Raw genomic sequence first — 24,250 nt, 5'->3', positions numbered from 1 at the left:
CGGGCCCGGAAAACCGCTCGGACCGGTGTGCTCCGGCGCCGCACAATGACCCGCATGACGACATGGACGATCACCGCCGAGGCGCCCGGCTCCCCGGTCGCCGCCGCGCTGTGGCGGGCGTACTACACGGAGGTCAGCGACCGCTGGTACCTGCACTACGAGGGCCACCGCACCGACCCGGTGGAGCTGGAGCGGGAGATCGCGGCCGCCACCGGCGCCGAACTCGCGCCGCCGGCCGGGCGGTTGCTGGTGGGGTGGTACGACGGGACACCGGCCGGCAGCGCGGGCGTACGGCTCCTCGATCCCCAAACCGCCGAACTGACCCGCGTGTTCGTGGCGCAGGGCCTGCGCGGCAAGGGCGGGGCGGCACTCCTGGTGGCCGCCGCCGAGGACGCGGCCCGCGCGCTCGGCGCCCGCCGGATCGTCCTCGACACCCGCGGCGACCTCGTCGAGGCCCGCGCCCTGTACGCCCGCCTCGGCTACACCGAGACCGAACCGCACAACTCCAGCCCGTACGCCGAGCACTGGTTCCGCAAGAAACTCGTCAACTGATCCCCGGCGCAGGCGGGTTGTGCGGATGGGCGGTGGCGGTGTGCGGGCGTTCGCGTTCGGCGCCGCACAGTTCCGAGGACAGTTCCTTCACCAGTTTCACCAGGTCGGTCGAGCGGCCCGGCTGCCACCAGTCGCCGAGCAGTTCGGCGAGCGACTCCTCGCGGGCCACGGCGAGCCGTTCGGCGGCCTCCCGTCCGGCGGCGGTCAAGTACAGCTCCAGGCCCCGGCGTTCGGCCAGCCGCCGCTCCTCCACCTGGCGGGCCGCGTCGAGGACGGCCTCCAGCGGGACGGGGCTGCGCTCGGCCAGCACGCCCGGTTCCACGGAGCCGTTGCGGCGAATGCGCAGCAGCAGCCAGCTGGCGGCGGGCAGCAGGTCGTATCCGGCCCGCTCGGTGATGCCCCGGTAGATCTCGCGGCGCCCCTCGCGGGTGCCGAGCACCGACAGGGCGCGGCACACCTCGTCGTAGGAGGAGCGCTGGACCGGGTTGGGCGGGAGGGTCTCGGAGACGTCCGGCGCGGTGACCGAGCCGCGCAGCGGGTCCTCCTTCAGCAGCCAGGCCAGCAGGAAGCCGAGGAGGGCGACGGGGGCGGCGTAGAGGAAGACGTCGGTGATGGACGAGGCGTAGGCGTGCAGGGCGGCGGGGCGCAGGGCGGGCGGCAGGCCCGCGATGCCGCGCGGGTCGGCCTTGAGGGTGTCGGCGCTGATGCCGGGCGGGAGACGGACGCCCGCGAAGGCGGCGGCGAGCTTGTCGGCGAGGCGGCTCGCGAAGACCGTGCCGAAGATCGCGACGCCGAAGGAGGCCCCGATGGAGCGGAAGAAGGTGGCCCCGGAGGTGGCGACGCCCAGGTCCTCGTACGAGACGGCGTTCTGCACGATCAGCACCAGGACCTGCATGACCAGGCCCAGGCCGAGGCCGAAGACGAAGAAGCAGGCGCTCATCTCGGCGGTGGAGCTGGTCTCGTCCAGGCGGTGCAGCAGGAGCAGGCCGATGGCGGTGACGGCGGTGCCGGTGACCGGGAAGACCTTCCAGCGGCCGGTACGGCTGACGATCTGCCCGGAGACGGTGGAGGACAGCAGCAGCCCGAAGACCATCGGCAGCATGTACACCCCGGACACGGTCGGGGAGACGCCGTGCACGACCTGGAGGAAGGTCGGCAGGTAGGTCATCGCGCCGAACATGGCGAAGCCGACGATGAAGCTGATGACGGCGGCGAGGGTGAAGGTGCGGATGCCGAACAGCCCGAGCGGGAGCACCGGTTCGGCGGCCCGCCGCTCCACGGCCACGAACGCGACCGCGAGCAGCACCCCGGCCACCGCGAGGGCGACGATCTGCGGGGAGCCCCAGGCCCAGGTGGTGCCGCCGAGGGAGGCCACCAGGACCAGGCAGGTGGCGACGCAGGCGATCAGGAGGGTGCCGAGGTAGTCGATGACGTGGCGGGCGCTGCGGACCGGGATGTGCAGGGCGGCGGCGATCACGGCGAGCGCCACGACGCCGATGGGCAGGTTGACGTAGAACACCCAGCGCCAGCTCAGATGCTCGGTGAACAGGCCGCCCAGCAGCGGTCCGAGCACGCTGGTCGCGCCGAACACGGCGCCGAACAGGCCCTGGTAGCGGCCCCGGTCGCGAGGCGGCACGATGTCGCCGACGATCGCCATCGACAGCACCATCAGCCCGCCGCCGCCCAGGCCCTGGAGCGCCCGGAAGCCGATCAGCTGGGGCATGTTCCGCGCCATGCCGCACAGCGCCGAGCCGACCAGGAAGATCACGATGGCGGTCTGGAACAGCTTCTTGCGCCCGTACTGGTCGCCGAGCTTGCCCCACAGCGGGGTCGCGGCGGTCGAGGCCAGCAGATAGGCGGTGACCACCCAGGAGAGGTGTTCGAGGCCGCCGAGGTCGCTGACGATGGTCGGCAGCGCGGTCGACACGATGGTCTGGTCGAGCGCGGCGAGCAGCAGCCCGAGGAGCAGCGCCCCGATCGAGACGAACACGCCGCGCGCCACGTGTTCCTCCCCGCTCACGTCCTTCGCCGCACCGTGCGTGTCCAGGGCCATGGCGACCTCCCTCGGGGCTCGGGGCTGGGATGCGCCTCTTCCATCCTGGGCGGAGACGCCGTTCACGGCCTGTCGAGTCCTGCGGATGCGGAGGCGATGGGCATACCCTGTGCGGCTTCGGGGGGTCCGACGGTGATCTGGGCGGCGTCTCCACACGCCCCGTGCGGCACGCCGTCAGCACGTATCGGCCGGCCCGCGGCGTCCAGGGCGGCCCCCTGGGCGGGTACGGGCCGCGGACGCGGGCGAGCCTCGGAGACCTCCGGGCCGTGGGACCGGCGGGCGCGGCCACCCGGCCGTCAGCCGATGTGCAGCCGGATCCCGCCGCCCGGCAGGGCCGCCACCCGCACCCGCGTCAGGTCGGGCACGACGACGTCGGGACCGTGGGCGGCCGCGCGGGGGCCGACCCCCACCACCGTCATCCCCGCGGCCCGGCCCGCCGCGATGCCCGCCCCGGAGTCCTCGAAGACGACGCACTCGGCCGGGGCGACGCCCAGCTCGGCCGCGCCCTTGAGGAAGCCCTCGGGGTCGGGCTTGCTCGCGCCGACCGACTCGGCGGTGACGCGGACCGCGGGCAGCGGCAGCCCGGCGGCGTTCATCCGCGCGGTGGACAGGCCGACGTCCGCCGAGGTCACCAGGGCGTGCGGCAGATCGCGCAGCGCGGCGAGGAAGACGGAGGCACCGGCGATCTCGACCACGCCGTCCATGTCGGCGGTCTCCTCGGCGAGCATCCTGGCGTTCTCGGCGAGGTTCTGCTCCACGGGCCGCTGGGGCAGCAGCGCGGCCATCGTGGCGTGGCCCTGGCGGCCGTGGACGACCTTCATCACCGCGGCGCCGTCCAGCCCGTGCCGCTCCGCCCAGCGCCGCCAGACGCGTTCGACCACGGCATCCGAGTTGACGAGGGTGCCGTCCATGTCGAGCAGCAGGGCGCCGGCATCGAGGACGGTGGGGGCGGGGGCGGGGGTGGCCGTCATCGGCAGTGGCTCCAGGAACGAGAGGCCCCGCACGAAGCGGCGGGGAGGGACAAGGCGGCCCCGCCCGCCGGTCAGGGAAAACGGGCGGGAGCCACTTTGTTTTTCTACGGTACAAAACACGGCGGCGTTCCCGCCACCACCCCCCGCGATGATTCACCCGCCGTTCGCCTCGGCTCGCGGGCGCCGGGCTCAGCCCGCGACCGCCTCGTACAGGCTCCAGATGCCGAGGCCCAGCATCAGCAGCGCCGCGATCCGCGTGATCAGCCGCAGCGGAACCTTCTTCATCAGGGCCTTTCCGCCCACGATGCCGAGCCCGGCGACGGCCCACAGACCGAGCACCGCGCCGAGGCCGACGGAGATCGGGTCGTCGTAGCGGGCGGCGAGGTTGGCGGTCATGATCTGGGTGAGATCGCCGAACTCGGCGACCAGGATGAGCATGAAGCCCGTCCCCGCGACCCGCCAGAAGGACTGGTCGGCGGGCTTCTTGATCTCCTCTTCCTCCTCGCCCTTGCCGAACAGCAGCATGGCGGCGCCGCCGAGGAAGAGGAGACCGGTGATGGCGTGCACGAGCCGCTGGGGCAGCAGGGTGAGCACGCTGCCCGCGGCCACCGCGAGCACGACGTGCACCAGGAAGGCAGCGGCGACACCCGCGAAGACATAACTGGCGCGGTACCGGGTGCCGAGGACGAGACCGGCGAGCGCGGTCTTGTCCGGCAGTTCGGCGAGGAAGATGACGCCGAAGACGAGCGCCGTCACGGTGATGCTGATCAAGGGTCCTCAATCGGTCGGGGCCACCCCGCCGAGAGTGCGCTCCGTCCTTGCGACGACACCTCGGCACGGCAGCACACTGGGCGCCCGCGCCTGGTCGCGCGGACGTGCACTGCTTGCCGAAGGTCTCGCTGGGCGGAACCAAGGGTCCGCCTCCGGGCGCCGGCTCAGGCTCGCTGAGCAGTATGTCGACGGTCCGGCGAGGAGCTACTCCCCTTCTGCGCCCCCCATGATACGGGACGGCAAAGTCCACCCTTGAACCTTGCCCTGACATGCGCATGTCACTAGCTTCTTACGGGGCGCTCACCCACCGGCCACACCCCACCGCGAGCATTCCCTGACCGGCGACCAACGCCCCACCCCCACAAGGGAGTTCAGCCATGCCCACGTTCTACGCGCGTCGACGCCTGAGCATACTCGCCGGCCTCACCGGCATGGTCGCCACCGCCGCGCTGTGCAACTCCCCCACCGCCTCCGCGGCCCTGCCGACGCCCGTCGCCGCGTCCACCGCCCGCAGCCACCTCTCCCGGCTCACCGTCGCCGCCGAGGACCGCACCGGCTACAGCCGCGACAAGTTCCCGACCTGGATCACCATCGAGGGCACCCGCAACACCCGCGAGTGGATCCTCAAGCGGGACGGCACGAACGTCGTCACCAACTCCGTCTGCACGGCCACCAGCGGCAGCTGGTACTCGCCGTACGACGGCGCGACCACCTCGCATCCGTACCCGCCATAGCGAATTCGACCTGACCCCCCGGTCGGACCGTCGGCGGCATGTCGGCCACACCTCACGTGAGCAGGCTCCGTCGACGAACCACACACTCCCCTGCGAACCGATCGCGACGAACCGACCCCGATCCCCCCGTATGTCATGAGCATGACTATTCACAAGGAGTTCCCCATGCTTTCTCCTGCTCGTATATCAACTGCCGCCGGCTCCGCCCTCGTCCTGGCGGTCAGCGGTCTCGTCCTCGGCGTCGGCGTCGGCACGGCGCAGGCCAGCACATGCTCGCAGTCCCGCCTGCCGCTGCCGGACTCCTCCTGCACGCCTGGCGCGTACAACCCCGATGTCACTCAGTCGACCATCAACTCGACCATCTGTGTCTCCGGGTGGACCAGCACCGTTCGTCCGCCGACCTCCTACACCAATCCGCTCAAGGTGCAAGGCATCGCCGACTACGGCTACTCGGACACCAACACCGCCGATTACGAGGAAGACCATCTCGTCCCCCTGGAACTTGGCGGTGCGCCGCGCGATCCCAGCAACCTGTGGCCGGAGCCCCATTACGGCTCTCCCACCGCGTACACCAAGGACGGCGTGGAGACGAAGCTGAAGAACGCCGTGTGCGATGGCCGGATCACCCTGTCCGCCGCGCGCTCAGCCATCAAGACGAACTGGACCACCGCGCTGAATGTCACCGGTATCGGCTGACCGCAATGAACCTGGCCGGTGAATCGCGCATCGGGCGACGCCGGCCAGTTCCAGCCCGTCAGTCACTCGTATTGGGCGAGCCTCCTCCGTGGAGACAGATTGCGGCTGAGGCCGACGATTCTCCCGGCGGGTCTGCGGGTGCCGCGGAAGCCGACGCATCCTTGGCACGGTGCCGTTCGATCCGGCTGCGTAGCTCCGGGCTCCGGTAGAGGCAGGTAGGCGCGAGCAAGTGGACCACGGCCCAGCGCCAGGCGGCCGGGACCCGGCCACCTGGATTCCGTCGCGCACCGCGTACGACTGCACGTACGTCCGCGCCTGGGTGCAGGTGAAGTACTACTACAACCTGTCCGTCGACCCGGCGGAGAAGACCGCGCTCCAGAACGACCTCGCGGGCTGCTGACCCGGCCACCGCGCAAGGGGGCCCGGCCGGTCGACTCCGGCCGGGCCTTCGCGTACGGCCGCCACGGCATCGCGCCCGGCCCGGAGCACCGGCCGCCGCACCCGGCCTCAGCACACCGGCGCGCGTGCCCGGCCCCGGAAGACCGGCGCCTGTGCCCGGCCTCAGGACACCGGGTGCCTGCGCATCAGGTAGCCCGCCGCCGCGCCCGCCCCGAACAGCGCGGCCAGGGAGACACCGGTCGCCAGCCAGGTGGCGCCGAGCCAGCGGGCGCCGAAATAGCCGAGCGCGACGCTGTAGGCGGCCCAGGACAGACCGGCGAGGGCGGACCAGGGGAGGAAGTCGCGGGCCCTGCGGTGGGCGGCGCCGGCGCAGAAGGAGACGACCGAGCGACCGGCGGGCGCGAAGCGGGCGAGGACGACGAGCGCGCCGCCGCCGCGGGCGAGGGCACCGCCGAGGCGCTCCTGTGCGGTGGTCAGCCGCCGGGAGCGGGCTATCGCGCGGTCGAGGCGCGCTCCGCCGCGCCAGGCCAGCCGGTAGGCCACCAGGTCGCCGAGGAGCGAGGCCGCCGCGGCCAGGAGGACCAGGGCCAGCAGGCCCGGCAACCCGTGCGGGACCCGGCCGGTCGCCGCCGTCGCCGCGCCCGAGCCCGCGGCCGCCGCCGTGCCCGCCGTGATGACGAGCACACCGCTCGGCAGCACCGGCAGGAACACGTCGAGCAGCACGGACAGGGACACCACGGCATAGATCCACGGTCCGGCCGCCAGCGACCCCACACTCTCGAACACGTCTTCTCCTGTTACTTCCCCCGATGACAGCCGTACAGCGTACGCCGGGGGGTGTGACAGGAGGGGCGCGGGGGGCCGCGGAACCGGTCGAACAGGACGGCGCCCCCTCCCCGGACCGGCCGGGAAGGGGGCGCCGTGAGGACGCCGGGGGCGTGGGGTGATCCGTCAGGCGGCTATCGGGGCCCGCTCCGGGACGGGCTCGCCCTGCGCCGCCGCGCGCCGGGCGAAGATCCGGTCGAGGCCGAAGGCACCGGAGCCGGTGAAGACCAGCAGGAGGAAGGCCCAGCAGAACATGACCGCGGGCTCACCGCCGTTCTGGATGGGCAGCAGGGCGTTCTGCTGGTGGATGTCGAAGTACGCGAAGGCCATCGAGCCGGAGGCGATCAGCGCGGCGCCGCGGGTGCCGAGGCCGATGAGCACCAGGGCGCCGGCGACCAGCTGGATCACGGCCGCGTACCAGCCGGGCCAGGTGCCGGCGGCGATGGTGCCGCCGTGGGTGCCCATGGCACCGCCGAAGACGCCGAACAGCGAGGCGGCGCCGTGCGCGGTGAAAAGCAGGCCGACGACGATGCGGAACAGCCCGAGGACATAGGGCTGCGCGGAATGGAAACGAGCGGAAGGCATGGGGAGTCGACCCTCTCGGTGTCGGGGCGGCACGCCGGGGGACGGGCGGGCCGGTGGGGGCGGCGGTACCGAATGAGGGGTATAGGTTAGGCGCCCCTAACCATTGCTTGCAAGTTCAAGTTCTGGCCACCGTTCCACGTCTGGTGGAAGCCCTGACCCCGACCCGACAGCATGTAGGGTCGCATGCGTCTCCGCGCGGGCGCCCGAAAATATGACCGAAACTGGGCTTGGCCGACCGGATCGCTCGCGGGAAGGGCGCTCCGGGGGACGCGGGAGCCGCCCAGTCACGGGCGTTCCTCCGCTTCCGCGACGGCGCGTGGCCCGTGCCCGCGCACCTCCAGGCCCCCGAGCAGTTCGGCCGTGGCACGGGCCACGGCGGCCACGGCGGCGTCGAAGACCTCACGGTTGTGGGCGGCGGGGGCGCGAAAGCCCGAGACCTTGCGCACGTACTGAAGCGCGGCGGCATGGATGTCGTCCTCCGTGGCCTCGGTGGGCAGCACGGGCGGACGCAGCGTCTTGATACTCCGGCACATGCCTTCAGTCTCGCGCCGGAGCGGGGGCGACGGGAGGGGTGGCGAGAGGAGTGCGGGAGGCCGGGAATGCCCAGGAGGCAAAAGGAAAGGCAAGGACGTCACCGGACTCCTTGCCACTCTCAACGTATAGCGCATGGGGGGCCTTGCGGCAAGGCCCCCCTGATGCCGCAGAATCACGCGTCCGACCCCAAAGCCACCGAAACGGGGAGCCGACCGTCACCGAAGGCAGAAGACCACCGGCCACCACCGCGCCCACCGCCACCTGCGAGACAACGCCCTCCCTCACCCCCGTCCGCCCCTCCGCCCCTCCCTCTCCCCCCTCGAACCGGAGCCTCCCCGTGCCCACCGCCACCAGCGCCTTCGACCTCCCCGACCGCCTCTCCGCCAAGGCGGCTCCCGAGCTGATCGCCACCGACGACGACCACTTCGCGGCGATCGCGCGGTGCCTGGAGCGGACGATCGCCGACGTCTCCGGCCAGCTGGACGAGGAGCGCCGGGCCCCCGGCGGCCTGGGCCGGCAGGCGCTGGACCGGGACGCCGAGGTGCACCGGCTCACCGCCCGCCTGCGCGCCCTGCGCCGCTTCGGCCTCGACCTGTGCCTCGGTCGGATGGTGAGCGCCGAGAACCCCGGCGAGCCGGTCTACGTCGGCCGGCTCGGGCTGACCGACCACACCGGCCGCCGGCTGCTGCTGGACTGGCGTTCCCCGGCCGCGGAACCCTTCTTCGGCGCCACCCACGGCAATCCGATGGGCCTGGTGAGCCGTCGCAGGTACCGCTGGGCGGACGGCCGTATCCGTGACTACTGGGACGAGGTGTTCGCCCCGGACGTGCTGGAGGGCCATGCCGCGCTGGACGACCAGTCGGCGTTCATCGCGAGCCTGGGCGGCACCCGTTCACCGCGGATGCGCGATGTGCTCGGCACCATCCAGGCCGACCAGGACGCCATCATCCGGGCGGGCTCGCGCGGCGCCCTCGTCGTGGACGGCGGCCCCGGCACCGGCAAGACGGTCGTCGCCCTGCACCGCTCCGCCTACCTCCTCTACTCCGACCCGCGCCTCGGCCACCGGCGCGGCGGAGTGCTGTTCGTCGGCCCGCACCGGCCGTACCTGGCGTACGTCTCCGACGTGCTGCCGAGCCTCGGCGAGGAGGGGGTGCGGACCTGCGTGCTGCGGGACCTCGTCGCCGAGGGCGCGACCGCGCGCACCGAGCCCGACCCGGAGGTGGCCCGGCTGAAGTCGTCCGCGCGGCTGGTGGGGGCGATCGAGCGGGCCGTACGGTTCTACGAGGAGCCGCCCACCGAGCCGCTGACGGTCACCACCCCCTGGGGCGACCTCGAACTGACCGCCGCGGACTGGGAGTCGGCGTTCGACTCGGCCGAGCCCGGCACCCCGCACAACGAGGCCCGCGCACAGGTCTGGGACGAACTCCTGACGGTCCTGGCCGACCGGCACGACGGCGGCGCCCCCGCCGAGCTGCTGCGCAGGTCGCTGGCGGGCGACCGGGAGCTGCGCACCGCCTTCGACCGCTCCTGGCCCCTGCTGGAGGCGGCCGACCTGGTCGGGGACCTCTGGTCGGTACCGGCGTATCTGCGGCTGTGCGCCCCGTGGCTCACCCCCGAGGAGGTACGACTGCTGCGGCGCGCGGACGCGCAGGCGTGGACGGTGTCCGATCTGCCGTTCCTGGACGCGGCGCGGCAGCGGCTCGGTGACCCGAAGGCGGCGGTGCGCGAGCGCCGGCGCAAGGCGGCGGTGGCCGCCGAACACGCGCGCATGGCCGGGGTCATCGACAACATGCTCGCGGCCGACCACGACGGCGAGGGCGCGGTGACGATGCTGCACGGACAGGACCTGCGGGACGCCCTGATCGACGAGACGGTGCTGCCGACCGCCGAACCGGACGAGCTCGCCGGGCCGTTCGCGCACATCGTGGTGGACGAGGCGCAGGAACTCACCGACGCGGAATGGCAGATGCTGCTCTCGCGGTGCCCCTCGCGCAGCTTCACCGTCGTCGGCGACCGCGCCCAGGCCCGGCAGGGGTTCACCGAGTCCTGGCAGGAGCGGCTTGCCCGAGTCGGCTTCGGGCGGGTCGAGTTGGCCGCGCTGACCGTCAACTACCGTACGCCGAAGGAGATCATGGCGGAGGCGGAGCCGGTCGTCCGGGCCGCGCTGCCGGACGCCAATGTGCCGGTCTCGATCCGCGGCAACGGACTGCCGGTGCGCCGCGGGGCGGCGGCCGAGCTGACCGCGGTCCTCGACGACTGGCTCGCCGCCCACCCCGAGGGCACCGCCTGCGTCATCGGCGCCCCGGCCTTCCGGCCGGCCGGCCCGCGCGTCCGCTCCCTGACGCCCGGTCTGTCGAAGGGCCTGGAGTTCGACCTGGTGGTGCTGGTCGACCCGGAGCGCTTCGGGGAAGGTGTCGCGGGGGCGGTCGACCGCTATGTGGCGATGACCAGGGCCACCCAGCAGCTGATCATCCTCACCACCCCGGACTCCGGGGCCGGCTCCCCCGATCATGAACACCCGTTCGGATGAACCTGCCGATCGACCTCGCACCCGTAAATCGAACAGGCGTAGCATTGTCGTGTGGCTACGACCTATGAATTCCCCAGTGACCTCCTCGCCGGCCAGGAGGAGCTGCACCAGGTCAGGGCCGAGCTGTCGGCCCTGCTCAGGCGGCTGCCCTGGTCGGTCGAGCCGGCCGACGGCTTCAGCGACGACAACGGCTGGCGCAAGGTGGAACGCCCCGCGTCGCCGGGCTGGACGGCCGACGAACAGGCCGAGGTGGAGAAGCTGCGCCGCCGCGAACACGAACTCGCGGTGTTCATCAGCACCCACCGCTTCTGGGCGGAGGTAGCCACCGAGCAGCGCGTGCAGGCACGCAGCCGGCTGAAGCACGTCCGCGAGGAAGAGACGTCCGGGGACCCCGGAGATTCCTGACCGGCCGATCCGCTCCGACCAGCCGGCCACCGCCTCCGGGGCCTCCGCCCTGACCGCGGTCCTCGCGTGCCGTGCGCCGGCGTGGACCGACGCGAGAAGCCCCCGGCCGACGACGGCCGGGGGCTTCTCCCCTCTACTGTGGGCGCGGACGGTTTCGAACCGCCGACATCCTGCTTGTAAGGCAGGCGCTCTACCCCTGAGCTACGCACCCGTGTCCTGAGCGGGTGCCCAGGTCGAGTCGACAGCCTACCCTGCCCGAGCCGGTGCACGGCAAACCCGAGCGCGGCGGGAAAGGCCACCGCGCACACGGTGAACTGACGGGCCCGTGTGTTCGTCTGTACAGGGTGGGAGAATGGCACCCCAGGGCGGATCACAGCACGGGAGAGGGATGTGACGGCGAGACCGGGCACGCCAGTGACACAGTCGTACCCGCCGTCGTCCGGCCCGCGGACCCGGCACGGGGCGAGCGCGGGTCTGCGTGACGCCCTCGCCCTGATGAGCCTGCCGGTGCTCGTCGCGCTCACGCTGCCCGCGGCGTTCGCGGGCGGTGGCACCCGGCGCTGGTTCGGCGGCCGGGCGGAGAGTCAGCGGGCGCAGGCCCAGGAGGCGAAGGACGCGGCGGCCACCGCGTTCTACGAACTGGACACCGCCCAGCGCGACCTGCGCATCTCGATCGAGACCATCACGGCCGTGGACGACTCCCCCGCCGCCCGCCGTGCCGCCGCCGACTTCGAGGGGCTGGGCCGGCGGATCGACGAGGTCAGCCAGCGGTACATCCAGGCGGTCGACGCCCATGACCTGGACCGCGCCGATCTGGAGGCCGGTGCGGCGGGGCGGGCCCGCACCGAGCTGACGGCGGCGCGGGACGAACTGGTGCGGGTCAAGCAGGAGCTGGACCGGTTCGGCAGCTCACTCGCTCCGCTGCTGGGCTCGGCCGAGACCCTGCTCGCCCGCGTCGCGCCCGCCGTGGAGCGGGCCCGCCAGGCGCTGCTGGCCGCGAGCAACGCGCTGGACGGCGTCCGCGAGCAGGGGCTGCGCGCCGACGACCTCGCCGGCCGGCTGGCCGCGCTGGCACCCGAGCTGACCAGGCTGAACGAGGGCGCGGGCCGGCACGGCGTGCAGCAGACGCTGGAGCGGGCCGAGCGGGTGCAGCGGGAGGCCGGGGCGATCCGGGCGCAGGCCGGGGAGCTGCCCGGCAAGGCCGCCGAGATCGATCACCGGCTGGTCTCGCTGCGCACCCGCGCACAGGCGCTGACCACGCGCGCCGGGCAGGTGGACCCGGTCCTCAGCGAGCTGCGGCGGCGGTTCGCGGCGGCATGCTGGCAGGACCTCCAGCAGGTGCCGGCGCAGGCGGTGGAGAACGTACGGCAGGCCGAGCGGAAGCTGGACGAGGCGCGGGCCGCGCGGGACGCGCAGCGCTGGGCGGACGCCACCTCGCTGCTGTCGACGGTGCGGGCGCTGCTGAACGCGACCGATGACGCGGTCTCGGCGGCTGGCGACCGGCTGGCGAGGCTGAACGCCGTGCAGAAGGATCCGCAGGCGGAGATCGAGCGGACCCGGTTCGCGATCCGGGACGCGCAGCGGCTGGCGATGGCCGGGCGGGCGGCGCCAGATCCGCGCCACGCCCGGCCGCTGGACGAGGCGGTGGCCCGGCTGGAGCGGGCGGTCGCGGGTCTTCAGGGCGGCCGGCATCCGGACTACTGGCACTTCCTGACGGAGACGGAGGCGGTGCGGCAGGCGGTGGCGCAGGTGGTCGCCCGGATCCGGGAGGACCGCGGGGGCGTCGCGCACTGAGGGGCGGCGCCGGCGGTCCGCCATGTTGCCGGTTGACCCGGTTCGGGCGGATATTTGATGGAGCCACGTTCTGGGATGGACGGCCGCCGCCAGCGCCCGAGGGAGGCCGAGATGGCCGCACACGCAGCGCACACGCAGGAAAAGCAGCGGATCCGGTTCGATCAGCATCTGCCGACCGATCACCGGCTGAACCTGGTGTACCGGGTCGGCGCGGGGCTGATCGGCGCGTTCCTCGTCGTCTTCGGGATCCTCGGCCTGATCAACCACATCGGGTTCTTCGACATCGGCGGCGCGACCGTCGCCGGGCTGAACACGAACGGCACCCTGAGCGTGCTCTCGATCTGCATCGGCGCGCTGCTGCTGGTCGGCATGGTGATCGGCGGGAACGTCGCCTCCACCCTGAACATGGTGCTGGGCATCCTGTTCCTGCTGAACGGGTTCCTGTTCCTGGCCCTGCTGGACACCCCGGACAACTTCCTGGCGTTCCGCATCCAGAACGTGCTGTTCAGCTTCGTGGTGGGGCTGCTGCTGATGACCTTCGGGATGTACGGGCGGGTCGGTCACGCCCTGCCGCACGACAACCCGTACTGGCGGGCCCGCCACCCCGAGTCCTCCCCGCGGGAGGAGCCGGAGCGGCGGGACGACCGGCGAGGTCAGGTCCTGTAGGCGTAGTAGTACGCCGTCGGGTAGGACGCGACGAGGCTGGCCACCGACCTGTTGTAGGTGTTGGTGGAGTGGTACGTCACGTAGGGGACACCGGAGCTGTCCCGGTAGGTGACGACCATGGAGTGGTCCTTGGACCCGTCCCGGTTGAAGTCCATCTGGATCACGTCACCGAGGTCCGCCTGGTAGACGTTGGCGAGCGGGGTGACGCGCTTGGAGGACAGCGCGAACCAGGAGAACTCGTTGACGCCGACGAAGGAGTCGGACTGGATGTCGGCGGTGCCGAACCACTTGGTGTAGTCGTCGGTGTAGCCGGGGACGTGCTTCCAGCCGCCCGCCTTCAGCACCTGGCTGACGAAGTTGGTGCAGTCGCCGCCGGCGCCCTCGTTGTTGTAGTTCGGGTACGCGGTGTTGTAGTGGTTCCAGTACTTCTGCGCGTAGGCGACCATCGCCTTGTAGTCGTACGTACCCCCGGTGAGCTTTTTGGGGTTCGCCGGCGCCGGGTAGCTGGTGGCCGCGCGGGGCGCGGTGGGCGGGCCGTCGTCGGACGAGGTGGCGGGCTTGTCGTCCTTGGGCGCGGCGGGCGTGGCGACCTGGTTGACGGCGAGGTAGCCGTCGTCGGTGTCCTTGATGCCCGTGAGCTGCCAGTCGCCGTCCCGGCCGGCCTGGAAGGTCAGCTCGTGGTGGGCCTGGAAGCCGGTGGTCTTCGGGCCCTTGGCCGGGGTGGTGCCGGGCTTGTAGGTCAGCGACGTGGTCTCGGTGACGGCGACCTTGGCGCTGCGGCCGTGCACCTCGGTGGCGTCGAGCGTCACCGAGGTCGTGCCGGCGCTGTACTTCTCGCCCAGCTTGGCGAGCCGGTCCTTGCGGGCGCGCAGCTGGCCGAGGGCGGAGGACTGCTCGCGGTTCTGGCCGCCGGAGAGGCGGACGGAGCCGTGGAAGCCCTTGGTGTGCTGAGTGCGGCCGCCGGTGGAGCCGTCCACCAGGGCCTGGGTGCGGTCGGTGAAGACCGCGTCGGCGAGCTTCTGGAAGGTCGCCTTGGTGGCCGCGTCCACGGTCGGGTCGTTGGTGACCGCCGCGCCCGCGCTCCAGTTGGGTATGAGCGCCACACCGGCGACGACGGCGGCGGCGGAGGCCCCGACGATGGTGGTGCGACGCCCCTTACGGCTGAGTCTTCTCGACTTCAATGATGTTCCCCTCTATGCCGGTACACCTACCGGGAGGGGGCATCTTCGCATGGCTTCCGGGGCGTGTGTGAAGGGGGTTGCACAAGTGGAACCTCGCCTGCTTTTACGTCATTTGACGACCGTGGACCAGTCCGGGGACTGCGCGGGGTCGAGGCTGCGCAGGGCGGCGAGCGTCGAGGGCTTCTGGACGTCCATCCAGTCGGCGAGCTCCTTGAAGGACACGCACTTGACGCCCTTTTTGGTGCAGATCTTCGGGATGATCTGGTCGATGGCCTTCATGTAGATGCTGCCGTTCCAGTGCTCGAAGTGGTTGCCGATGAACAGCGGCGCGCGGCTGCCGTAGTAGACGCGGTCGAAGCCGGCCATGTAGGAGTCGACCGTCTGCTGCTGCCACAGCGGGTACTTGGCGGCATCGCCGTCCGTCTCGCCGTTGGACTGGTTGTAGAGGAAGTTGAAGTCCATCGACAGACCCTGGAACTTGCCGTTCTCGTACGGGAGCATCTCCAGCGGGAAGTCCCAGACGCCGTTCTTCTTGGCGGGCCATATCTGGAAGTCGCCCGGCGAGCTGGCGTCGTAGCGCCAGCCGTAACTCTTGATGGCCTTCAGCAGGTTGGGCTGGCCCTCCAGGCAGGGCGCGCGGCCGCCGGCGACCTCCTGCTTGAAGTCGAAGGGCAGCGGCGGGATGTCGGTGTAACCGGTGTTGGTCTTCCAGTTCTCCACGAAGGAGTAGAACTGGTCGATCTCGCTTTTCCACTGCTCGACGCTCCAGTCGCCGCCGCCCTTGGCGCCGCAGAAGTGGCCGTTGAAGTGGGTGCCGATGTCGTTGCCCTGCTCGTAGGCGAGGCGGAGCTGCTCCAGGGTGGTGCGGATGTGCTCGTCGGTCGGGTAGTCGATGGCAGCGTCGCCGGGCTGGTGCATCGGGCCGTGGTAGAGGTCCTTCTTGCTCTTGGGCAGCAGGTAGATGCCGGTGAGGAAGAAGGTCATGTGAGCGTTGTACTCCTTGGCCATCTCCCGGTAGTGCGAGAAGAGATGGTCGTCGCCCTCCAGGGCGCCGTCCCAGGAGAAGACGACGAACTGGGGCGGCTTCTCACCGGGCTTGAGCGGTACGGCCTTCAGCGTGCCCTTCTGCGGCCCGGTGTAGGAGGTGGAGCCGTCGCCGAGGACGTGGGTCTTGCCGTCCCACTTGGCGGACGCGGAGGGCTTGGGGGCGGCCGTCCGGCCGTCCTTGCCGGAGGCGGCGGTGGGCGTGGTGTCGTCGGGGCGGCTCAGCGCGAGGTAGCCGGCCACCAGCGAGGCCACGACGAGGAAGGCGGCGAGCGTGAAGATCTGCGGGCGGGTGGCGGCGGGGAGGCGGCGGCCGGGGGCGCGACGCCGGCCCCGGCCCGGCTGTTGCTTCTTGCGAGACATGCGCGGCTCAATCTCCGTGTGGGCGAGGGAATTTCAGGGCCCGGCGCGCTCAGTCCAGGCCCATGGCGGCCGACCAGAGGGCGTAGGGCACGGTGTCCGGCGAGGCACCCGCGAGGCCCTTCAGGGGCAGCGGCTCCAGGGACTTGGCCAGGTCCATGCGGTAGACGACGACCGCCGTGGACACGGAGCCGGCCGTCCCCGCGTACCAGGCGGCGGTGTTCTGGTCCGCGCTGCCGTCGCCGGTGGCGCCCTGGGCGGCGGTGCCGGCCTTGCCCGCCACGTCCGGGGTGGTGACGTCCGGGTGGGCGGCGCGGAAGGAGTCGGTGAGCGCCTGATCGACGTCCTCGGCGACCCGGGCGCCGACCGCGCGGGTGGGGCGCGGGGTGGCCAGGGCGACGGGGGCGCCGTTGCGGGTGATGCGGCGCACCGAGTACGGCTCCGTGTGGGTGCCGCCGGCGGCGAAGGTGGCGTATCCGCTGGCCATCCGGATGGCGCTGGGCGTGGAACTGCCGAGCGAGAGGGCGGGCACCTGGGGGCCGATGCTGGCGGACAGCAGCCCGGATGCCTGGGCGGTCTGGCGGACCTCGCCGAGGCCGGTGTCCATGCCGAGCTGCATGAACGGGGTGTTCACCGATTTGGCGAGGGCCTCGCGCAGGGTGATCCGGCCGTACGACTTGTCACCGTCGTTGTGCGCGGCGACCTTCTTGCCGCTGCGGTCCCAGTAGGGGCCCTCGGGGGTGGTGACGGGGACGGCGTTGTCGCCGTCGTAGACGGTGTCGGGGGTGACCGGGGTGGCGGGCCCGCCGCGGGTCGTGTGGACGCCGTGTTCGAGCCCGGCGGCGTAGACGAAGGGCAGGAAGGCGGTGCCGGCCGGGACGGTGGTGGCGTTGGACTCGTTGTAGCCCTGGGTGCGGTGGTCGGGGCCGCCGTAGACGGCGAGGATCCGGCCGTCGGTGGAGACGGAGGCGGCCCCGTAGTGGCCGTCCTTCGCGGTGTCGGGGTCGTCCCGCTCGGCCTGCTTGCGGGCCTTGGTGACGGCGTCGGTGAGCGCCTTCTCCCGCTTGCGGTCGAAGGTGGTGTAGATCTGGTAGCCGCCGAGGTCGAACTGCTGGTCGGTCAGGTGCGCGGCCTTCTTGGCGTACTGGGAGGCCAGCTCCACCAGGTAGTCGCTCTGCTCGCCGGTGTTGTAGAGCGGGTTGGACTTCAGCGGCTCGGGAAACGTCTTGTACTGGGCGCGCTGGGCCGGCGTCAACTTGTGGATCTTGACCATGCGGTCGAGGATCCAGGACCAGCGGGCCACCGCGCGCTGGTGGTTGGCCTTGCCCAGGGTGGGGTCGTACAGGCCCGCGCCCTTGAGGAGTCCGGCGAGCATGGCCGCCTCGGACGCGTTGAGCTTGCTGACGTCCTTGCCGTAGTAGGCCTGGGAGGCGCGCTGGATGCCGTAGGTGCCGCGGCCGAACCAGCTGGTGTTGAGATAGCCCTCGAGGATCTTGTCCTTGCTCATCTTGTTGTCGAGCTTGAGCGAGATCATCGCCTCGGTGAACTTACGGCTGACCGTCTGGTTCTGGTTCAGATAGACGTTCTTCACGTACTGCTGGGTAATGGTGGAGCCGCCCTGCGTGTCGCCCTCGCCCACGGTGCGGAACAGGGCCCGGCTGATGCCCTTCACGGAAATGCCGGGATCGGAGTAGAAGGTCTCGTTCTCCGCCGCGAGCACCGCCCAGCGGACGTCCGGGGGGATGTCCTTCAGGGGCATCGCCTGCCGCTGCACCCATCCCGTACGGGCCATCGGGGTGCCGTCGGACCAGAAGTAGACGTTGTCCTGCTGGGTGGCGTACGAGTTCAGGTCGCTCGGTATCCCGGTGAGGGCGTACGCGCTCACCAGGAAGACGCCGAGGAGGCCGAAGGAGGCGAGGGTGCCGCCGAGCCACTGCCGCCAGGAGGGCGTCCAGCGCCGCCAGCCGGTGCGGCCGGGGCGGGGGTAGGCGGGCTTGAGGCGGCGGGCGAAGCGCGCGAGGGGGCGCAGGTACGGTGCGAGCCGGCTCGTCAGTGGCGCGAGCGGGCCCAGTATTCGGGCCGTCGCGCTCCCGGCGCGCTCCCGCGCGGAGGGGCGAGCGCTGCGCCTGCGTGCGGCCCGCCCGCCGCCGGGCGACGACTCGGGCGGCGCGGCCACGCGCAGCTGCATCGTCTCGTCGGCTCTCAGGGCGTCCACTCTCAGATGGAGGGTCTGGTCGGCGTCGAGCGGCTGCTGCCCCCGGCCGGAACGGCCCTCCCCCTGCGACGCATCGGTCACTATGCGTCTCCCCTCCGCACTCGCTCTTGCTCGCGCGGTGAGCTGAGCGTCCTCGCAACGGCCGTTCACAAGTTATCAGCGAAGTTTTCGAATCCTCCGCACGAGCTCCTGCTGTAGCCAAACGCTCATAAAACATTGAGGCCGCGCCCGCGCGCCGCCGTTACCCTGTGCTCATGCCTCGCTATGAGTACCGCTGCCGGAGCTGCGGCGACACGTTCGAACTGAGTCGGCCGATGTCGGAGTCCTCGGCGCCGGCGGAATGCCCGGCCGGGCACACGGACACGGTGAAGCTCCTGTCCGCCGTGGCGGTGGGCGGCAGCGGCGGCTCACCGGCCCCGGCATCCGGTGGCGGAGGCTGCTGCGGCGGGGGTTGCTGCGGCTAGCCGCCGGGGCACTACCGCCCGGCTTCCCGCAGGAACTCCCTCAGGATCCGCTCCCCCGCCAGGACCCCCCGCTCCGGCAGCGCGCTGATCCGCGGGGCCAGCCAGCCGGTGTCGGCCAGTTCGCCGTGGCCGGGGCGCCACCCCCGGTCCGCGGCCAGCAGCAGGTCGGCATCGAGCAGGGAGTCGCCGGCGGCCAGGGTCAGCTCCGCGCCCGTGCGGCGGGCCACCTCCCGGACGGCGGCGCTCTTGGTGAGCGGTCCGGGGACGGCGTAGAGCTTGCGGCCCTGGAGCGAGATCGTCCAGCCGCGGTCCTCCGCCCAGGCCGCCAGTTCCTTCACCCACTCCTCCGGCAGCAGCTCGCGCTCGACCACGAGGTAGGCGAAGAGGTCCTCGGCGACCCGCTGCTTGCGCAGCCACACGGGGTCGCTGGTGCGCGCCAGATGCTCCTGGACCTCGGCCAGCGGCGCGCACTCGTCGGCGAGCCGGGCCAGCACCAGAGCGTGCCAGTCGCGGTCGGTGACCCCGTCGACCAGCAGATGGCCGCCGTTGGCGCAGATCGCGAACGCGGGCGGCGGGCCGGGCAGGTTGATGCGCCGGTACTGCTTGCGGGTGCGGGTCGTGGTCGGCACGAACACGGCCGCGTTCCCGAGGTCGGTCAGCAACCGCGCCGCCGTCTCGGTCATGTACGACAGCGGTCTGTTCTCGTGCACCTCCACGCACAGCAGCCGGGGCGCGCGGGCGTCCGGCATGGTCAGCGCGAGGGCCGCCGCGGAGTAGATCAGGGTGCGGTCGAGGTCGCTCGCCACCAGCACCGGCATCAGACGTTCACCGCCTTTCCGTCCGCGCCGGTCGCCCCGCGCGTGTACCGGGGGTGGATCAGCCCGACGCAGCTGTACGGCAGTTCGTCCACCTCCTCGACCGGCACCCCGCGCTGCTGTGCGAGCAGCCGGACGTGGTCCAGGTCGGCGCCCGCGTCCTTGTGGGCGAGGATCTTCCAGGGCACCCGGCGCAGCAGCACCCGCGTGGTCTCGCCGACGCCCGGCTTGACGAGGTTCACGTCGTGGATGCCGTACTCCTCGCTGATCCGCTCGACGGCCCGCCAGCCCGCCCAGGTCGGTGTGCGGTCCTCGGCCAGCAGCTCCTTGACCTCCTCCGCCACGCTGTCGGCGACCTCGGAAAAGCGTGCCTCGACGGCGTCGAGGAAGGCCAACGAGACGTCGAGATGGGCGAGTTCGCGGTAGAACTTCGCGCCGTGGAAGTCGTCCGGCCCGACCAGGTCGGCGCGCAGCACCGTGCGGGAGATCAGCCCGGAGACGGTCGAGTTGAGGCAGGCGGAGGGGACGAGGAAGTCCTCGCGGGTGCCGTAGGTGCGCACGCAGGAGCCGGGGTCGGCGAGGACGGCGATCTCCGGGTCGAATCCGGCGACGCCCTCCTTGCGCTCGAACTCCTCGACGGCCTGGACGAGTTCACGGGTGATGGCGCCCTTGCCGGTCCAGCCGTCCACGAACACCACGTCGCGCGGGTCGTGGTGGGCGGCGAGCCAGCGCAGCGCGTTGGCGTCGATGCCCCGGCCGCGCACGATCGACACGGCGTAGTGCGGCAGTTCGAGGCCGTGCCGGAACCGCGCCCAGCGGCGCATCAGCACGCCGACCGGGGTGCCGGCGCGGGCCAGCGACACCAGCACGGGGCGCGGCGACCGCTCGGTGAGGACCGTGTCGGTGACCACGCCGACGGCGCGGGCGATCCGGGCGGCCGAGGTGGCGAGGGCCGCGTGGAACAGCTCCTGGTACCGCGCGCTGGGCTGGTACTCCACGGGCAGCGACTCGGCGTAGTGCGCTCCGCCGCGCTGGACGGCCTCCTCGCGCTCCTCGGTCGGCGCCTCCAGGGTGACGTCGGAGAGGTCCTGGAGCAGCCAACCGACCTCGTCGGGCGGGTACGAGGAGAACGCGGGGCCGCGGAGGGGCTCGGGCAGCATGGCCGGCCTTTCGGGAGCGTGCGGGGGCTCGGGGACGAAGGAGGGGACGACGGCGAGCAGCACGTGCGGCACCTGCTCGGCGAGCCGCGCGAGCAGGCCGTCCGGGGCGTGCAGCGCGGGGGTGTCGCCGGCCGAGTCGACCACGGCGACGACGGCGTCGAAACCGCCGCCGGCCACGTTGTAGGCGTAGCGCTCCTTGGGCCCGTCGGCCGGCTCGTCGTGCGCGGGGAAGACGATGCGGCTGCGGATCGCGTAGCCGGGATCGTCCACCGCGAGCACCGGCGACCGGGTGGTGGTGGAGAACCGCACCTCGCCGTCCAGCACCCGCTCCAGCTCACCGGCGAGCCGGAGGGGGGCGTACATCAGCTCCTCGGAGCCGAGGACCAGGATCTTCCCGGCGCCGGCGGGGAGGGCGCCGGATATTCGCCCGGCCATCGCGGGGAGGGCGGCCTCCAGGCGGGCGCGGTGGGCGGGGGTGAATCCGTGCCGGCCCCCGTCGGGAAGGCCGGCCGGCCAGTCCAGGTCCACCGACTCGGGGGCGCGGGGCGGGACGTTCCGCGGCTGCGCCCCCGAGTCGGTGGCAGCCGCGTGAGGCCCGCCCCCGCTCTCGTACCGCGCGACCAGCGCCCGTCCTTTGTCCAGCACGTCCTCGGGCAGCGTCACCACCCCGGACGCGGCGGACACGAGGTCCACCCGCGCCCCGATCTCCCCCGCGAACCGCTCCAGCCGCCGGACGTCCCGCGCAGGCCGCATGTCCACCAGCGCGACCACCACGTACCGGCGCCGCGGATACCGGGCGTGCAGATCGCGGATCGTGTTCAGCACCGTGTTCCCGGTGGAGAACTCGTCGTCCACCAGCACCAGCGGCCCGTCCCCGCCCAGCAGTCCGGGGTCCGACGGCAGCAGCAGATGCGAGGTGGCGTGGGAGTGCGACTCCTCGAACCCGCCCGCGGGGGTCACTCCGGCGACCGGCCGCCGGGTGGAGTGCAGGTACGGCGCCGTGCCGAGCCCGTCGGCCACCGCGTGCCCGAGTCCCGTCGCGGTCTCCGCGTAGCCGAGGACGACCGCGCGGGCCGCCTCGGCCGGGCCCAGCAGCGCGTGCACCCGGCGGCCGAGCCGCACCCCGTGGCCGTACACCACCGACGGCGTCTGCGGGACGTGCTTGCCGAGCACGTGGGAGACGAGCAGATGGGCCCGCTTGGGGTTGCGGCGCAGGGCGAGGCCCAGCATGGCCCGCAGGTCCGCGCCGCTTCGGCCGTCGGTGCCCTCCAGTCCGATTCCGAGTCGCTCGGCGACCCAGCTGCCGGACCAGACCCCGTCGTTCACTGCGTTGTTCATGCGTTCCTTGCTGTGTTTCCCCGGACCGGGGTGGTCAGCCGGGTATTCCGGCGGCGAGCAGTTCCACGAAGTTGACGTCTTCGCGCGCGACGCCGAACACCTCCGCGCGCAGCAGGATGCGCTCGGCCCAGGCGCGGTGGGGTTTCACCTCGTTCATCTTGTTCGTGTAGGCGGACCTGAGGACGCCCCCGCCGCCGCGTTCCGGCCGCAGGATGTCCTGGGCGTCGCTGTATTCCTCGTGGCTGACCACGGACAGCGCGTGCACGGGCAGGACGTGGGAGGGGTGTATGCAGGTCTTGCCGAGCAGGCCGTTGGCCTGGTCGAGGGAGATCTCCCGCAGCAGCCCGTCCATGGCGTGCTCCAGCAGCTTGGCGCGCAGCTCGGCGGCCTGCACCTCCAGGAAGGGGCTCTGCCGCAGCTGGGGCTTGAACATGCGCTCGGAGAGACGGAAGTACTCCCACACGGGCCCGGTGACCGTGAACCCGGTGCCGTCGGCGCGGCCCAGCATGTTCACCACGTCGGCGATGACGGACGCGACGACCTGGACGTCGTACGCGGTCATGTCGGGGGCGCGGCGCAGGCCGTAGGAGGAGCAGAAGTCGGTGACGCCGAGGCGGAGCGCGAGGACGCGGTCGCGGTACTTGTCGACGGCGCGGAAGATGCCCTCCAGGGTCTCCACGCGCGACTCGCGGTAGAGCAGCTCCGGGGATTCCAGGACCGGCATGGCGAACAGCCGCCGCCCGACGCCGGCCTCGGCGGCGGTCAGGGCCTCCAGGAAGGGCAGTCCGCGCTCCCCGGTGAACTTGGGCAGTACGAATCCGGACAGCAGCCGCACGGACGGGCCGAGGCGGCGGACGAGGTCGGGGATCTGCTCGGGGGTGCGCACCCGGACGAACAGCAGCGGGGGCTCCGCGCCCGGCCGGGAGGCGAGGTCGGCGAACTGCCGGACCAGGTTCTCCTCACCGGCCGCGACGTCCGCGTCGCCGATGGAGTCCTCCAGGCACAGCACCATGGAGACCACGCCGTTGCCCGCCTGCTTGAGGACGTCGTCGGCGAGCCGCGGCCGGGTGGCCGGGCTGTACAGCGTGGCGCCGAGGGCGGCGGCGAGCAGTCCGGCCGGCGAGTCGGTGGTGAACGCGCACGGCTCCCGGTGGAAGAGGCGCTGCCGGACCTCGGGGGCGATATGCCCGAAATGACGCATAAGACTCCCCAAGAGATATGGCCCAGAGATTGAGGATTCGGTAAAGGGTGGCCGGTAATAGTACGTAGGGAGACCTGTCCGGGGTTCCCTCCTGGTGTGAATTTCCGGTAACTCCACCATGTCGGCCGCCGACACCCCCCGCATTGTCGTGGCCAGGGCCGAGAGGGCAGGATGACGGGCATGACGCACGCGATGCTGAAAGGGTCGAACGTCCCGCTGGAGGCCACCACGGTGCGCGCCGTGCTGCGCTGGACGCCGGGGACGTCGGTCCCGGACGTGGACGCGTCGGCACTGCTGCTGGGCCCGGACGGCCGTGTGCGCTCGGACGAGGACTTCGTCTTCTACAACCAGCCCCGGCACCCGTCGGGGAAGGTGTGGCGGCTGGGCAAGAAGCGGGTCGCCGAGGGGCTGACCGACACGATCCAGTCGGAGCTGGCGGGGGTCGAGCCGGAGATCGGACGGATCCTGCTGGTGGCGTCCGCGGACGGGGTCACCTTCGACCAGGTGCCGAATCTGAGCATCACGCTGTACGACGCGGCCGTCGCGGACGGCGAGCCGTGGGCGGTGTTCGAGATCAGGCCGGAGACCGGTGCGGAGACGGCGATGATCTGCGGCGAGCTGTACCGCCGCGGGGAGGGCTGGAAGTTCCGGGCGCTGGGCGAGGGCTACTCCGACGGTCTCAAGGGCCTCGCCACGGATTTCGGCATCTCGGTGGACGAGTCGGAGGAACCGGAGCAGCCGGCGGCGGACGAGGGCGTCACCTCCTCCCAGCCGCTGCCCCCGGAGCAGCCGACCTCGGCGGTGCCACCGCAGCCGGCCTACGGTTTCCCCCCGCCGGCCTCGGCACCGGCATACGGCTACCCGCGGCCCGCGCCCGCGCCGTTCGCCCCGGACCCGGACTTCCGGCTGCCGCCGCAGGGCCCGCAGTTCATCGGGCGGTAGGAACCGGGGACGGCG

21 protein-coding genes, 1 tRNA gene and 1 pseudogene are annotated in these 24,250 nt (G+C 72.1%); 10 read left to right on the top strand and 13 right to left on the bottom strand.

The window, feature by feature from the left end; genetic code table 11:
• Nucleotides 1-54 precede the first annotated feature (54 nt).
• Nucleotides 55-552: a GNAT family N-acetyltransferase gene (locus ACZ7EC_RS07315; protein WP_471059058.1), complete on the top strand. Its 498-nt coding sequence runs from the start codon at nt 55-57 to the stop codon at nt 550-552.
• Here the strand turns inward: ACZ7EC_RS07315 and ACZ7EC_RS07310 are convergent.
• From ACZ7EC_RS07310 to ACZ7EC_RS07300, 3 genes are all read right to left on the bottom strand, one after another.
• A complete protein-coding gene (locus ACZ7EC_RS07310) occupies nt 545-2,605 on the bottom strand; it encodes a DHA2 family efflux MFS transporter permease subunit (protein WP_471059056.1) in 2,061 nt (686 codons plus the stop codon). The genes ACZ7EC_RS07315 and ACZ7EC_RS07310 overlap by 8 nt on opposite strands.
• 296 nt (nt 2,606-2,901) lie before the next feature.
• Nucleotides 2,902-3,576, bottom strand: a complete 675-nt coding sequence (locus ACZ7EC_RS07305) for an HAD-IA family hydrolase (RefSeq protein WP_471059054.1) — start codon at nt 3,574-3,576, stop codon at nt 2,902-2,904.
• A gap of 189 nt (nt 3,577-3,765) precedes the next feature.
• Nucleotides 3,766-4,347 carry a TMEM165/GDT1 family protein gene (locus ACZ7EC_RS07300; protein ID WP_471059052.1) on the bottom strand — a complete coding sequence of 194 codons (582 nt, stop codon included), beginning with the start codon at nt 4,345-4,347 and terminating at the stop codon, nt 3,766-3,768.
• 377 nt (nt 4,348-4,724) lie between these two features.
• On the opposite strand from ACZ7EC_RS07300, the pseudogene ACZ7EC_RS07295 reads away from it, so the two are divergent.
• From ACZ7EC_RS07295 to ACZ7EC_RS07285, 3 genes and pseudogenes are all read left to right on the top strand, one after another.
• A pseudogene (locus ACZ7EC_RS07295) lies at nt 4,725-5,063 on the top strand (hypothetical protein); the annotation flags it as partial.
• 159 nt (nt 5,064-5,222) lie between these two features.
• Entirely contained in the window at nt 5,223-5,777 is a 555-nt protein-coding gene (locus ACZ7EC_RS07290) for a hypothetical protein (RefSeq protein WP_471059050.1), read from the top strand.
• A 229-nt stretch (nt 5,778-6,006) separates the two neighbouring features.
• On the top strand, nt 6,007-6,177 hold the full coding sequence (locus tag ACZ7EC_RS07285) for a hypothetical protein (RefSeq protein WP_471059795.1): 171 nt from the start codon (nt 6,007-6,009) through the stop codon (nt 6,175-6,177).
• A gap of 161 nt (nt 6,178-6,338) precedes the next feature.
• Here ACZ7EC_RS07285 and ACZ7EC_RS07280 read toward each other — a convergent pair whose 3' ends face one another.
• From ACZ7EC_RS07280 to ACZ7EC_RS07270, 3 genes are all read right to left on the bottom strand, one after another.
• Nucleotides 6,339-6,962, bottom strand: a complete 624-nt coding sequence (locus tag ACZ7EC_RS07280; RefSeq protein ID WP_471059048.1) for a DedA family protein — start codon at nt 6,960-6,962, stop codon at nt 6,339-6,341.
• A 165-nt stretch (nt 6,963-7,127) separates the two neighbouring features.
• Entirely contained in the window at nt 7,128-7,586 is a 459-nt protein-coding gene (locus ACZ7EC_RS07275; RefSeq protein WP_471059046.1) for a DoxX family protein, read from the bottom strand.
• Between the two features lie 284 nt (nt 7,587-7,870).
• Complete coding sequence (locus ACZ7EC_RS07270) at nt 7,871-8,119, bottom strand: DUF2277 domain-containing protein (RefSeq protein ID WP_471059044.1); 249 nt, start codon at nt 8,117-8,119, stop codon at nt 7,871-7,873.
• Between the two features lie 338 nt (nt 8,120-8,457).
• Between ACZ7EC_RS07270 and helR the strand changes: the two genes are divergently transcribed.
• Together helR and ACZ7EC_RS07260 are read left to right on the top strand one after the other, a co-directional pair.
• Complete coding sequence (helR, locus tag ACZ7EC_RS07265; protein WP_471059042.1) at nt 8,458-10,650, top strand: RNA polymerase recycling motor ATPase HelR; 2,193 nt, start codon at nt 8,458-8,460, stop codon at nt 10,648-10,650.
• A gap of 51 nt (nt 10,651-10,701) precedes the next feature.
• Entirely contained in the window at nt 10,702-11,055 is a 354-nt protein-coding gene (locus ACZ7EC_RS07260) for a hypothetical protein (RefSeq protein WP_471059040.1), read from the top strand.
• A 139-nt stretch (nt 11,056-11,194) separates the two neighbouring features.
• Here the strand turns inward: ACZ7EC_RS07260 and ACZ7EC_RS07255 are convergent.
• A tRNA-Val gene (locus ACZ7EC_RS07255) sits at nt 11,195-11,266 on the bottom strand.
• A gap of 179 nt (nt 11,267-11,445) precedes the next feature.
• On the opposite strand from ACZ7EC_RS07255, the gene ACZ7EC_RS07250 reads away from it, so the two are divergent.
• Both ACZ7EC_RS07250 and ACZ7EC_RS07245 read left to right on the top strand, forming a co-directional pair.
• Nucleotides 11,446-12,849, top strand: coding sequence for a hypothetical protein (locus tag ACZ7EC_RS07250; RefSeq protein ID WP_471059038.1), 1,404 nt, complete (start codon nt 11,446-11,448; stop codon nt 12,847-12,849).
• 111 nt (nt 12,850-12,960) lie between these two features.
• Nucleotides 12,961-13,515 carry a DUF4383 domain-containing protein gene (locus tag ACZ7EC_RS07245; RefSeq protein ID WP_471059036.1) on the top strand — a complete coding sequence of 185 codons (555 nt, stop codon included), beginning with the start codon at nt 12,961-12,963 and terminating at the stop codon, nt 13,513-13,515.
• Here ACZ7EC_RS07245 and ACZ7EC_RS07240 read toward each other — a convergent pair.
• From ACZ7EC_RS07240 to ACZ7EC_RS07230, 3 genes are all read right to left on the bottom strand, one after another.
• On the bottom strand, nt 13,503-14,618 hold the full coding sequence (locus tag ACZ7EC_RS07240) for an amidase domain-containing protein (RefSeq protein ID WP_471059758.1): 1,116 nt from the start codon (nt 14,616-14,618) through the stop codon (nt 13,503-13,505). The genes ACZ7EC_RS07245 and ACZ7EC_RS07240 overlap by 13 nt on opposite strands.
• 186 nt (nt 14,619-14,804) lie before the next feature.
• A complete protein-coding gene (locus ACZ7EC_RS07235; RefSeq protein WP_471059034.1) occupies nt 14,805-16,103 on the bottom strand; it encodes a polysaccharide deacetylase family protein in 1,299 nt (432 codons plus the stop codon).
• Between the two features lie 49 nt (nt 16,104-16,152).
• Nucleotides 16,153-18,288: a transglycosylase domain-containing protein gene (locus tag ACZ7EC_RS07230; RefSeq protein ID WP_471059756.1), complete on the bottom strand. Its 2,136-nt coding sequence runs from the start codon at nt 18,286-18,288 to the stop codon at nt 16,153-16,155.
• A 281-nt stretch (nt 18,289-18,569) separates the two neighbouring features.
• On the opposite strand from ACZ7EC_RS07230, the gene ACZ7EC_RS07225 reads away from it, so the two are divergent.
• Nucleotides 18,570-18,779, top strand: coding sequence for an FmdB family zinc ribbon protein (locus ACZ7EC_RS07225; protein WP_471059032.1), 210 nt, complete (start codon nt 18,570-18,572; stop codon nt 18,777-18,779).
• An 11-nt stretch (nt 18,780-18,790) separates the two neighbouring features.
• On the opposite strand, the gene ACZ7EC_RS07220 is transcribed toward ACZ7EC_RS07225, so the two are convergent.
• Genes ACZ7EC_RS07220 through ACZ7EC_RS07210 form a run of 3 tightly spaced genes read right to left on the bottom strand, consistent with a single transcriptional unit; the run spans nt 18,791 to nt 23,293 of the window.
• Nucleotides 18,791-19,597 (bottom strand): HAD family hydrolase, encoded by an 807-nt coding sequence (locus ACZ7EC_RS07220; protein WP_471059030.1) that lies wholly within the window; start codon nt 19,595-19,597, stop codon nt 18,791-18,793.
• Entirely contained in the window at nt 19,597-22,092 is a 2,496-nt protein-coding gene (locus ACZ7EC_RS07215) for a phosphoribosyltransferase (RefSeq protein ID WP_471059028.1), read from the bottom strand. The genes ACZ7EC_RS07220 and ACZ7EC_RS07215 overlap by 1 nt, the downstream gene beginning before the upstream one ends.
• A gap of 34 nt (nt 22,093-22,126) precedes the next feature.
• The gene (locus ACZ7EC_RS07210; RefSeq protein ID WP_471059026.1) at nt 22,127-23,293 is read right to left on the bottom strand and encodes an HpcH/HpaI aldolase/citrate lyase family protein; all 1,167 of its coding nucleotides are present in this window, start codon (nt 23,291-23,293) and stop codon (nt 22,127-22,129) included.
• A gap of 180 nt (nt 23,294-23,473) precedes the next feature.
• On the opposite strand from ACZ7EC_RS07210, the gene ACZ7EC_RS07205 reads away from it, so the two are divergent.
• A complete protein-coding gene (locus ACZ7EC_RS07205) occupies nt 23,474-24,235 on the top strand; it encodes a TerD family protein (protein WP_471059024.1) in 762 nt (253 codons plus the stop codon).
• The last annotated feature ends 15 nt before the right edge of the window (nt 24,236-24,250 follow it).

This window comes from Streptomyces sp. NPDC037203, from assembly GCF_055605065.1.
This window is presented reverse-complemented; position numbering and strand designations above follow the sequence as displayed.